The organism is uncultured Caballeronia sp., from assembly GCF_964243625.1.
Lineage (GTDB): Bacteria > Pseudomonadota > Gammaproteobacteria > Burkholderiales > Burkholderiaceae > Caballeronia.
Window position 1 is genome coordinate 1 of the sequence record NZ_CAXTGZ010000190.1, and the last position, 10,065, is coordinate 10,065.

A 10,065-nucleotide genomic window follows, 5' to 3' on the forward strand; every position below is an offset into this window, starting at 1 on the left:
GTCCGCATGGATGCCGACGGCAAGAATCGCTATGCGTCGAAAGATGAGTTCCTGATCGAAGAAAATCCGAATGCGTTCATTGGCGTCAACGCGTCGCTTGTGAATTCCCACTTCGAACAGGGCGATGGCCTGGGCGGTTTCGACAGCCGCCCCGCGCGTAACGGCCTCGCACTCAAACTGGAGAATGGCTTTAGCGTCGTGGATAAAGGCATGATCGCGCCCGATGCGGAAGAGGTAGAACGTCAGTACGATTTTGTTGACCGCGATGCCCGCGGCGACACCTTGCGCGGACGCAAGCACTTCGCGGTCAATCACGTCCGCCCGTCGAGGCTGATCGAAATCCAGCGGCGCGATAAGTCCTGATCGCACCGTAACTCCCCGTCTCCAAGAAAAAACCGCGCCGAGCGCGGTTTTTGTTTATTTGGTTTTCGACTTGTCCTTGTCGCCGTCAGATTCAATGCGGGTCACGCCGCCTGTCGAAGGTGGATCGCTTGCCGGGAAGGTGTCTTCCACGGCCTTGTCGACATCCTCCTCTGCGCGCTCCGAGTGCGGGTTTTGTTCCTTGGGTTCGTTGGATTGTGCGCTGCTCATGAATGCTCCTCTGTCATCAACTTCGTTCGATCCGGTTCGCCGGGTCAGTGTGTAAAGCCTGCCATTGCGACGAACGAGCTTGCAATGAGGCAGTGCCGCCGCCGCTTTTCCGTTCTGCTGAGGCCAGCGGCCGACACTTGCTTTCTTCAGGCAAATCCGCTCCCAGCGGGCTTGAAGGCACTGAAAGCAAGCGATGTTCCCAACTTGGGATGCGCCTGGCATGCCTTGTGCATAGGGAGGCCGGGGTCAAACAAAAGCTTTGAAAATTCTAGAAAAAGTACGCCACGGGACCAGACATGACTACGACCAATACCTACTCGAACGAAGCCGCGCCGCAAGGCGCGTCACGCTCGTTCGATCTGCGCGCACCCTGGACACAGCAGGCGCTTTCGACCGCTATCGCGTGTCTGGGCATCGCCTACGTCTTCTCGTGGGCCGAAATGGGACTCGCGTTGATGGTGGGTCCGGACGAGCCTCTGGCGCCGCTGGTTGCATCGCGCATACTCGTTGGCGGCTTGTATGTCTGCGTGGCAATGCGCTTGCAGTGGGCGCGCTGGACAACCGTTGCACTTGGCCTTGCGTCGGTCGCCTTCGTGGGTCCTATGCTTGCCGCAGAGTGGAAAATGTTCCCCACGGCAGCCGTCGTTACCGGCGCGGTGCTGGTGGCAAAGCTGGCGGCATCGATCTTCCTGCTGTCGCCGGACGCATCGCGCGAACACAGCTAGCCGTCTGCAGAAGCCGCAGCTTGTTCAAGCGGCCGTGAAAACGCACAATGAGAGCCCGTTTCCTTTTCGATGAGCCTCTCATGAAAATTGCCGTCATCGGTGCAACCGGCACAGTAGGCCGTGCCGTCCTCGCCGAATTCGCCCCGCGTCATGAAGTGTTCGAGGTTGGCGCCACACGTGGCGCGCATCGTGCGGACCTGACGAATCTCGACAGCGTCCATGCGCTTTTCAAATCGATTGGGCAGGTCGACGCCATCGTCGCCACCGCCGGTCACGTACATTTCGGCGAGCTTTCCCAGATGACCTCGGAGCAATTCCGCATAGGCCTCGATGACAAACTCATGGGCCAGGTCAATCTCGTACTCCACGCGCAGCGCTATCTGAATGACGGCGGCTCGTTCACGCTGACGAGCGGTATCGTGGGCGATGAGCCGATCAAGTACGGCGCGAGCGCGGCTGCGGTAAACGGCGCGATTGAAGGTTTCGTGCGCGGCGCGGCGATCGAACTGCCACGCGGCCTGCGCATCAATGTCGTCAATGCAACCATGCTGGAAGAAGCGCGCGAAGCGTTTGGCCCGTACTTCCGTGGCTTTGAAGCCGCGTCCGGCGCGCGCGTCGCGTTGGCCTATAGCCGCAGTGTGGAGGGCCTCGAAACCGGCCGCATTTACAAGGTTCGCTGATAACGGATATTCGTGAGTCGGACTTCGATGTCGTACATCGTTATTTGAGCGAAGTCCGCTACTGGTCACCGTGCGCCGCGCAAGAACGTCAGGCGCGCGGCGCCATGAAATGTCATCCGCCTTTCACGCCCTGCGTGTTGACGTAGAGTGAATAAAGGCCGTGACTTGCAGCCATGAACAAGCGGTTGCGGTGACGGCCGCCAAAACATACGTTCGCGCAACGTTCGGGCAACGCAATATGTCCGATCGCTTCGCCTTGCGGCGTAAAGACGCGCACGCCGTCGAGCTCGTCGCTGCCCATGCCCCAGCCGCACCAGAGGTTGCCGTGGATATCGACACGAAAACCATCGGGCGTACCGTCCCGTGCGTCGATCACCACGCGCGAGTCCTTGAACGAACGACCGTCGGGCGCCATTTCGTATGCAAGGATTTCGCGCGGCGACGCGCGTGAATCGACCACATAAAGTACGGACTCGTCGGGCGAAAACGCGAGTCCGTTCGGACCGGCAAGATCCGAAATCATCAGCGTGATCTCGCCGCTTTGTCCATCCACGCGATACACCCCCGGCGTCAACTCCGGCGACTTGTGCTCACCTTCATAGAATCCATCGATACCAAATGTCGGATCGCTGAACCAGATCGAGCCATCGGACTTCACGATCAGGTCGTTGGGCGAATTGAGCGGCTTGCCCTCGTATTGATCCGCGATGACCGTAATCGATCCGTCGTACTCCGTGCGCGTCACGCGGCGCGTCAGATGCTCGCACGTGACAAGCCGGCCCTCGCGGTCCCGCGTGTTGCCGTTCGCGTTGTTCGAGGGCTTGCGAAACGTGCTGACAACGCCGGTTTCCTCGTCCCACCGAAGCATGCGGTTGTTCGGAATGTCGCTCCACAACAGCGAGCGCGAGTCGCCGAACCAGACCGGGCCTTCCGACCATCGAGCGCCCTGATACAAACATTCCACCGATGCCGCCGCCACGCGCAGCTTGTTGAATCGCTCATCGAGCACGCGGACGGCGGGATCGGGATAACGGCGCTCCATCAAGATAAAGTCTCCTTTTAGTTGGGTCCAAGTTCGCCATCGCGCAAACGCCAGAGGCTCAGCGGATTGTCGTCCTGAAGTGCAAGCGGCAGCAAGGCCGCCGGCAAATCCTGATAACACACCGGCCGCAAGAAACGCTCGATTGCCATTGCGCCCACCGATGTAGCGCGGCTGTCGGAGGTCGCCGGATACGGGCCGCCGTGCACCATTGCATACGATACCTCGACGCCCGTTGGAAAGCCGTTCGCAAGAATGCGGCCGGCCTTGCGTTCCAGTATCGGCATCAGGCGGCGAGCGAAGGGCACGTCATCGTTTTCGAGTTGCAAAGTGGCCGTCAATTGCCCTTCGATACGCCGCGCCAGGTCCAGCATTTCGTCTTCATCGCGGCAGGTCACGACCAACGCAGTCGGCCCGAAGATCTCGTCCTCCAGATGCGGCGTGCCCGCGAAACGCTCGGCGTTGACGGAAAACAGTGCGGGCATTGCGGCAAAGGGCGCCTCGGTTTCGGCGCCCGTCGCAATGCGCTCGACGCCGGATTTATCGCGTTGCGCGATGCCTTCCTCATACGCCTTCGCAATCCCGGCCGTGAGCATGGTCTGAGCGCCCTTCTTTTCCAGCGCGCTCACCGCATAGTCAATAAAACCCTGCAAATGCGGCCCTTCCAGCGCAAGCACGAGCCCGGGGTTTGTACAGAACTGCCCTACACCCAGCGTGACCGAATCCACGAACCCGTTCGCGAGCGACTCGGCACGCGCGGCCAGTGCGCCCGGCAGCACGAAGAACGGATTGATGCTGCTCATTTCCGCGAAGACGGGGATCGGTTCCCGCCGTTTCGATGCAATATCGATCAGCGCAAGACCGCCGCGCCTTGAGCCCGTGAACCCCACGGACTTGATGGCCGGATGCGCGACGAGCGCTTCGCCGATCTCGTTGCCCGCGCCCACCACGAGCGAAAACACGCCCTCCGGCAAACCCATGTCCAACGCCGCTTTTTGTATCGCGCGGCCTACCATCTCGGATGTACCCAGATGCGCGGGATGCGACTTGACGACGACGGGACATCCGGCAGCAAGCGCGGCAGCCGTGTCTCCGCCGGCCACTGAAAACGCCAGCGGGAAATTGCTCGCGCCGAACACCGCAACCGGGCCTACCGGTATCTTCTGCAGACGCAGGTCGGGACGCGGCAACGGCTTGCGATCAGGCTGCGGCGAATCGAGCGTGGCGCTCAACCAGCGCCCTTCGCGCACGAGCGATGCAAACAGCTTCAACTGCCCGACCGTGCGGCCGCGCTCGCCTTCGAGTCGTGCCTTCGGCAATGCGGATTCGGCATGCGCGCGTTCGATGAGCGCATCGCCCAGCGCCACGATGTTGTCCGCGATCGCTTCGAGAAACTGCGCGCGCGTTTCAAGCGCAGTGAGCCGGTAAACATCGAAAGCGAATTCGGCAAGCTCGGCCGCGCGTGCAACTTCCTTCGCGCCGCCCCCGCCGAACGCCGGTTTCAACTCGACATTGCGCGCGGGATCGAAGGCGTGCAACGTTGCATCCGTTCCGCGCACTGCAGTTTTCCCGATCAGCATTTCGCCCGTGATCTGCATGTGAAATCTCCTGAAAACAGCGGATAAATCGTTGACGGCTCGTCATTCAGAATTCATCTACCGACGACGGACCGCATCGCAGCGCGCTTTGTCACGTGCGCGGTAAATGACCGGAATGCCTGTAATTCGCGAGCCACCCCAAACCGTCGGACGTCCCGGCGCGCGGCCGGTATTCGCACCCGATCCAGCCGCTGTAACCAAGTGAATCGATAAGATCGAACAGGTACGGATAATTCACTTCGCCCGTATCCGGCTCGTTCCTGTACGGCACGCCCGCAATCTGAATGTGGCCGATACCCGCATTGCGCCGCTTCATGTCGCGCCGCAACTTGACGGCGAGATCGCCTTCCGTGATCTGACAGTGATAACAGTCGAACTGGACCTGCAGGTTCGACGCACCGATTTCGCTGCAGATGGCTTGCGCCTCGTCCTGCCGGTTGAGGAAAAAGCCCGGCATGTCGCGCGTGTTGATCGGTTCGATGACGATCGTCACATGGGCGGATGCCGCCATGTTGGCCGCGAGCGCGAGATTCTTCAGATACACCTCGCGATGCTGCTCGCGCGACTGCTCCGGAGCAATGAGACCAGCCATCACATGCAGCTTGTCATTGCCGAGAATGCGCGCATAGTCGAGCGCAATGTCCATGCTGCGCCTGAATTCATCCTCACGTCCCGGCAGCGAGGCAAGCCCGCGCTCACCGCCGCTCCAGTCACCCGGCGGCGCGTTGAAAAGCGCTTGTTTGAGGGCGTTATCGTCGAGTTGGGTTTTGATGTCCGACGGCGGAAATTCGTACGGGAACAAAAATTCCACGGCCTTGAAACCGTCGCGTGCCGCCGCCGAAAACCGGTCGATGAACGCGTGCTCGTTGTACATCATGGTGAGGTTGGCAGCGAACCGCGGCATGACGATCCTCCTGATGGGACAAGACGGTTGCTCACAGCGTGCAACTCTTGCGCCCGCTCTCATCGATGATATTGCGCCCCTCCACGCCGCCGAGGCTCAGTGGAAACCCTCACCGGGACGCACTTTACGCAGATGAAGCCTGGTCAAGGAGCGCAAATGCATCGCGGATTTCCGATACATCGTTTGGCCGGACCAGCCGCGCGACTTCGCGCCCGTTGACCATGAAGATCAGCGTGGGCCAGAGCTTGACCCGAAATGACCGTCCCAGCGGCCGGCCGCTGCCGTCCTCGATCTTGAGGTGCCGCATGTCGGCGTGGTCCTTGAACGCCTCCGCTATCGCGGGCTGGGCGGCTTTGCAGTGACCGCACCAGTTGGTGCCGAACTCGATCACCGACGGGCCCGCAAAAGCATCGACATCCGCACGCGCCGGCGCGTCTGGTGTGTATTCGGTTGCCATCGCCATGAGTGTTGCTCCTTTTATCGGATCACAGACATTCTATTGGGCGGCGGGTTTGCGCGCTTGGCGTGGCTTCTTGCGCGCGGGCGGTGGCCCGGCAAGTTTCTTGCTCCAGTGCTGCACCTCCTCGCCACGTCTGTACATGCCAGCTTCTTCAACGCGCCTGTCGTTCTCCAGCCAGCTAGCCTTCTTCTGGGCGCTTGTGGCAGTCATGTGCGCGCTGCTTTGCGCCCTCGTGCTGTTCATGGCCCAGGAAAACGCGGGACGGCGTATCGACATCGCTCGCGAGCGCAGTCTGGCCGGCTGCCAGGCGGTGGCGTCGCGCTACGATCTCTCCATCGACAGAAACGCCGGCGCCGATCATCTCGATCCGCACGCTGATCTGATGCACGCCATTCTCGATGTCGTGCTGGCGCAGATGTCCGGCGTGGAAGGCGGATTCTGGCGCAATGCAGGCACTGACCGGGGCGTGTTCGATGCGTATGCATTCCCGACCTACGAGGGCAGTGGCATCAAGCGCGATGTGCCCGACGCCGAAACGCCTTTGATCCTGCGTACGCTGCGCGCAGCGGCGATCAAACAAACGGCGCTGACGGATGTCGTCAGTGGTCAGCAAGGCGCGGTGATCGTGACGGCGTGTACGATCCCGCACCACCCGGCGCTGCTCGCATGGACGCTCACGCGCTCACAGCCGTCACTGGGCGCCTGGGGACGCAGCCTGCTTGCGGGGCTGGCCGCGCTGCTTGCAATCATCGTCGGTAGCTCCATCGCTCTCGGTATGCGATTGCGTAGCTGGCGCGCGAACCTTGCTCACGTGGAGCGCAGCGTCGCGCAACATGCGGGAGCCGAACCGGATGGCTCCGCCATCATTGCCGAGCCGATCGGAAAGACGGGCGAGCCGGAGCTCGACCGCATCGTGGATGCATTCAACACGCACGCGGCGCGCACCGCCGCGTTGCGATCACAAGCGGCAGCGCTGAGCGCTCGCCTCGCGCAGGCGGAGCGCTTCTCGGCACTCGGCCGGCTTGCTGCGCAGATTGCGCACGAGATCCGCAATCCAGTCGGCGCAATGCGGCTGAAAGCAGAAAACGCTCTCGTCGGCGATGAAGATCGCAAGCAACGGGCGCTCGCGACGATCCTCGAGCAGATTCATCGGGTGGAGCAACAGCTTGTGGGCTTGCTGGCGCTCACTCAGCCAGTTCGCATCGACAATATGAACGTCCCGCTTCGGGCGTGGCTCGACGATCGAGTCGCGCTGCATCAGGAAGCGGCGGCACATGCGCAGGTCGCGCTTACCGTGGCGGAGGCACCGGCAGCGACGCCCGAGCACGCCGTTTTCGATCCCGTGCAACTCGCACGCGCGCTTGATAACCTCGTGCTGAACGCCATACGTCATACGCCGCCCGACGGCAGCGTGACGGTACAGGCAACGCGGACTCGCGACCTCCTGCGTTTCGAAGTGAACGACAACGGCCCTGGTGTGCCGCAAGACGATCGTGAAGAAATATTCGAACCGTTCGTCACGGGTCATGCCGCCGGTTCGGGACTGGGTCTGGCTGTGGTGCGCGAGATTGCAGCCGCGCATGGCGGCCGGGCGTTTTATGAAGCGCGCAGCACGGGCGCGTGTTTTGTCATCGAGATTCCATGGCGCACATCCTGATTGTCGACGACGACGGCGCCTTTCGCGAAAGCCTCGCCGAAACGCTCGCCGATATGAGCCACGAGACGCTCGAAGCGGCCAGCAAACGAGAAGCGCTCGCGTTGCTTGAAAGCATGGAGCCCATCGACTGCGTTTTCCTCGACCTGCGAATGCCCGACGGTGTTTCAAGAGACCCGAACGCCGGCGGCGGCCTGGAAGTGCTCGAAGAACTGCGCAACATGCCCGCACGCGCCGCCTTGCCGGTTGTCGTGCTCACTGCATTCGCCACCAGCGAGAACACTGTGCGCGCGATGCGCCTCGGCGCGTTCGACCACCTGACAAAGCCCATTGGCCGCGATCAGATCGCCGCGTTGCTGAAGAAGATCGAACTATCGCAATCGGGCTCGCGCGATGCGGCGCCGATCCAACCCAATGCTTCCTTGCTCCCCGATGAAGCCCGCGAAGCCCGCAGCGCCCCGCGCCTGCTCGGCTTCAGTGACGCGCTGCGCGATGTGCAGAAGAGCATCGGCCGAGCCGCCGCGACCGATGCCACCGTGCTGATCAATGGCGAAACCGGCACGGGCAAGGAAGTCGCCGCGCGCGTGCTGCATGATGCGTCCGACCGTCGGCAGGCGCCGTTCATTGCGGTGAACTGCGCGGCGATCCCCGCAGACCTGCTCGAAAGTGAACTCTTCGGGCATACCAAAGGCGCGTTTACGGGAGCGGTATCGGAGCGGCTCGGCCAGTTTGCGCGAGCGGACGGAGGCACACTTTTCCTCGATGAAATCGGCGACCTGCCGTGGCCTCTCCAGGCGAAACTTTTGCGCGTGCTCCAGGAACGCATCGTGACGCCGGTTGGAAGCAACGCGCAAGTCCGCATCGATGTACGGATCGTTGCCGCCACTCACCGCGACCTGCAGGCGGAGGTCGCAGCGCAGCGGTTTCGGGAAGACCTGTTTTATCGTCTGAACGTGATTCCCATTCATTTGCCGCCGCTGCGTGAGCGCCCCGCCGACATCGCTCCCCTTGCCGCGCATTTTCTTGCGATCGCAGCGACGGGCTCGACGCGCCCAAAAACGCTCGGCGACGACGCTAAAAAACTGCTGCTGCAGCACGCGTGGCCCGGCAATGTCCGCGAACTGAAGAACGCGATGGAGCGCGTGTTCGCCCTGGCGCGCGGACCCGTGGTTGTAGCGAACGACCTCGCTTTTCTTTCCCGCACGCCAGGCTCCGGCGACACCACCAGCGGTTTGCCCGCGGGATGGCTCGACCTGCCGCTTCCCGATGCAGTGGAACAGCTCGAACGGCTTGCGATCGCCCACGCGCTTTCGATCACGTCAGGCAACCGCGCGGAAGCGGCACGACGGCTTGGCATCAGCCGGCAATCGCTCTACACGAAGCTCGCCGCTTACGGACTCGGATAAAGCGGATGCTGTCCAGATTAACGACATCGACTGTCATCAAACTGGACATCTATCAGCGGGGACCGCCTCAAAACCTTTGCTGGATGAGGCTTTCATGCATGGCATAGGGCTTGCAAAGTAAGGCTGCCACCACTCGAGCTTTGCAGGAGCCAACATGAAAGCACTTACGATCGCAATTAAATCGGCCGGCCTTATGGCCATCATCACCGGCGCTGTTGCGTGCGCTGCACAGGCCGCACCGACGCCGCGTGACGTGGCGCCACCGCCGGTCATGGGCAACGCGCCCCCGCCAATGGATGCCACCGGGCCTATGGATAGCACGAGCGCGGCGAGCGTCACCACCGGCATCATCAAGCAATACGTGATCAATCCGGAGGGCGACGTGGACGGCCTGCTTTTCAGCAACGATTCGCTTGTCCGCTTTCCGCCGAACATGGGTGCGAACGTCGCGGCAATCGCCGCTCCGGGTGACACCATTCGCGCGAGCGGCGTGCCCGAAGCGGAAGGTGCACTTCGCGCGAGAGAGATCACCAATACGCGCAACGGACAGTCGGCTGTCGAGCAACCGCCCGCTGGCAATGCTCAGCGCCTGCCGCCCTCGCTTCGTGGCGTGAGTCTCGTCAAACTCGATGCGAGCGGCCGCGTGCTGAAGGTGACGACCGCGCCGCGCGGCGAGCCGGACGGCGTGCTGCTCGCCGATGGCACGGTCATCAAGCTGACGCCACCGGGCGCGCGTCAATTCCCTGCGTTGCTGCAACCGGGCGCGCTCGTTGCAGCGCACGGCTACGGCACCCGCAATCGTTTCGGGCAGTCGCTGCAGGCCACGTCCTTCGGCACCCCCGGCAATCTGACGCAGCTATATGGCCGCGCCGACTGATTCTTTTCAACTTCATAAAGGAGCACACATGCATTGGATAGATCCCGCCTGCCTGCCGGAAACGCGCGGCAAGGTCACGCAATTCCTGTTGAATCCGCACGGTGAACTCGACGGACTCGTACTGAATACCG

12 protein-coding genes are annotated in these 10,065 nt (G+C 62.1%); 6 read left to right on the plus strand and 6 right to left on the minus strand.

What is annotated here, in order from left to right; genetic code table 11:
- Window positions 1–363, plus strand: a 363-nt coding sequence (locus ACFFAR_RS14760) for a DUF3005 domain-containing protein (protein WP_375508054.1), incomplete at its 5' end; no start/stop codon positions are given.
- A 54-nt stretch (window positions 364–417) separates the two neighbouring features.
- Here the strand turns inward: ACFFAR_RS14760 and ACFFAR_RS14765 are convergent.
- Entirely contained in the window at window positions 418–591 is a 174-nt protein-coding gene (locus ACFFAR_RS14765) for a hypothetical protein (RefSeq protein ID WP_162916084.1), read from the minus strand.
- A gap of 296 nt (window positions 592–887) precedes the next feature.
- Between ACFFAR_RS14765 and ACFFAR_RS14770 the strand changes: the two genes are divergently transcribed.
- Both ACFFAR_RS14770 and ACFFAR_RS14775 read left to right on the plus strand, forming a co-directional pair.
- Complete coding sequence (locus tag ACFFAR_RS14770; protein WP_062003352.1) at window positions 888–1,316, plus strand: hypothetical protein; 429 nt, start codon at window positions 888–890, stop codon at window positions 1,314–1,316.
- Window positions 1,317–1,396: 80 nt separating this feature from the next.
- Window positions 1,397–1,996, plus strand: a complete 600-nt coding sequence (locus ACFFAR_RS14775) for a short chain dehydrogenase (RefSeq protein ID WP_174362334.1) — start codon at window positions 1,397–1,399, stop codon at window positions 1,994–1,996.
- A 112-nt stretch (window positions 1,997–2,108) separates the two neighbouring features.
- Here the strand turns inward: ACFFAR_RS14775 and ACFFAR_RS14780 are convergent, their stop codons facing one another.
- The 5 genes from ACFFAR_RS14780 to ACFFAR_RS14800 form a co-directional block, all read right to left on the minus strand.
- Window positions 2,109–3,038, minus strand: a complete 930-nt coding sequence (locus ACFFAR_RS14780; RefSeq protein ID WP_062171552.1) for an SMP-30/gluconolactonase/LRE family protein — start codon at window positions 3,036–3,038, stop codon at window positions 2,109–2,111.
- Between the two features lie 17 nt (window positions 3,039–3,055).
- The gene (locus tag ACFFAR_RS14785; RefSeq protein ID WP_174362336.1) at window positions 3,056–4,633 is read right to left on the minus strand and encodes an aldehyde dehydrogenase family protein; all 1,578 of its coding nucleotides are present in this window, start codon (window positions 4,631–4,633) and stop codon (window positions 3,056–3,058) included.
- 91 nt (window positions 4,634–4,724) lie between these two features.
- On the minus strand, window positions 4,725–5,537 hold the full coding sequence (gene otnI / locus ACFFAR_RS14790; RefSeq protein WP_174362337.1) for a 2-oxo-tetronate isomerase: 813 nt from the start codon (window positions 5,535–5,537) through the stop codon (window positions 4,725–4,727).
- Between the two features lie 124 nt (window positions 5,538–5,661).
- Window positions 5,662–6,000, minus strand: a complete 339-nt coding sequence (locus tag ACFFAR_RS14795; RefSeq protein ID WP_375508055.1) for a thioredoxin family protein — start codon at window positions 5,998–6,000, stop codon at window positions 5,662–5,664.
- A gap of 33 nt (window positions 6,001–6,033) precedes the next feature.
- Window positions 6,034–6,207 (minus strand): hypothetical protein, encoded by a 174-nt coding sequence (locus ACFFAR_RS14800; RefSeq protein ID WP_174362333.1) that lies wholly within the window; start codon window positions 6,205–6,207, stop codon window positions 6,034–6,036.
- On the opposite strand from ACFFAR_RS14800, the gene ACFFAR_RS14805 reads away from it, so the two are divergent.
- The 3 genes from ACFFAR_RS14805 to ACFFAR_RS14815 all read left to right on the plus strand — a co-directional run bounded on the left by ACFFAR_RS14805 (window position 6,206) and on the right by ACFFAR_RS14815 (window position 9,934).
- The gene (locus ACFFAR_RS14805; protein ID WP_375508056.1) at window positions 6,206–7,654 is read left to right on the plus strand and encodes a PAS domain-containing sensor histidine kinase; all 1,449 of its coding nucleotides are present in this window, start codon (window positions 6,206–6,208) and stop codon (window positions 7,652–7,654) included. The genes ACFFAR_RS14800 and ACFFAR_RS14805 overlap by 2 nt on opposite strands.
- Window positions 7,639–9,057, plus strand: coding sequence for a sigma-54 dependent transcriptional regulator (locus ACFFAR_RS14810; protein WP_062171561.1), 1,419 nt, complete (start codon window positions 7,639–7,641; stop codon window positions 9,055–9,057). The genes ACFFAR_RS14805 and ACFFAR_RS14810 overlap by 16 nt, the downstream gene beginning before the upstream one ends.
- A gap of 154 nt (window positions 9,058–9,211) precedes the next feature.
- Complete coding sequence (locus ACFFAR_RS14815) at window positions 9,212–9,934, plus strand: hypothetical protein (RefSeq protein WP_375508057.1); 723 nt, start codon at window positions 9,212–9,214, stop codon at window positions 9,932–9,934.
- Window positions 9,935–10,065 lie beyond the last annotated feature (131 nt).

What these genes read in the sequence shown, in the direction of transcription:
- ACFFAR_RS14765 (WP_162916084.1), bottom strand. Translation starts at nt 591, where the DNA reads ATGAGCAGCGCACAATCCAACGAACCCAAGGAACAAAACCCGCACTCG.
- ACFFAR_RS14770 (WP_062003352.1), top strand. Translation starts at nt 888, where the DNA reads ATGACTACGACCAATACCTACTCGAACGAAGCCGCGCCGCAAGGCGCG.
- ACFFAR_RS14775 (WP_174362334.1), top strand. Translation starts at nt 1,397, where the DNA reads ATGAAAATTGCCGTCATCGGTGCAACCGGCACAGTAGGCCGTGCCGTC.
- ACFFAR_RS14780 (WP_062171552.1), bottom strand. Translation starts at nt 3,038, where the DNA reads ATGGAGCGCCGTTATCCCGATCCCGCCGTCCGCGTGCTCGATGAGCGA.
- ACFFAR_RS14785 (WP_174362336.1), bottom strand. Translation starts at nt 4,633, where the DNA reads ATGCAGATCACGGGCGAAATGCTGATCGGGAAAACTGCAGTGCGCGGA.
- otnI (WP_174362337.1), bottom strand. Translation starts at nt 5,537, where the DNA reads ATGCCGCGGTTCGCTGCCAACCTCACCATGATGTACAACGAGCACGCG.
- ACFFAR_RS14795 (WP_375508055.1), bottom strand. Translation starts at nt 6,000, where the DNA reads ATGGCGATGGCAACCGAATACACACCAGACGCGCCGGCGCGTGCGGAT.
- ACFFAR_RS14805 (WP_375508056.1), top strand. Translation starts at nt 6,206, where the DNA reads ATGTGCGCGCTGCTTTGCGCCCTCGTGCTGTTCATGGCCCAGGAAAAC.
- ACFFAR_RS14800 (WP_174362333.1), bottom strand. Translation starts at nt 6,207, where the DNA reads ATGACTGCCACAAGCGCCCAGAAGAAGGCTAGCTGGCTGGAGAACGAC.
- ACFFAR_RS14810 (WP_062171561.1), top strand. Translation starts at nt 7,639, where the DNA reads ATGGCGCACATCCTGATTGTCGACGACGACGGCGCCTTTCGCGAAAGC.
- ACFFAR_RS14815 (WP_375508057.1), top strand. Translation starts at nt 9,212, where the DNA reads ATGAAAGCACTTACGATCGCAATTAAATCGGCCGGCCTTATGGCCATC.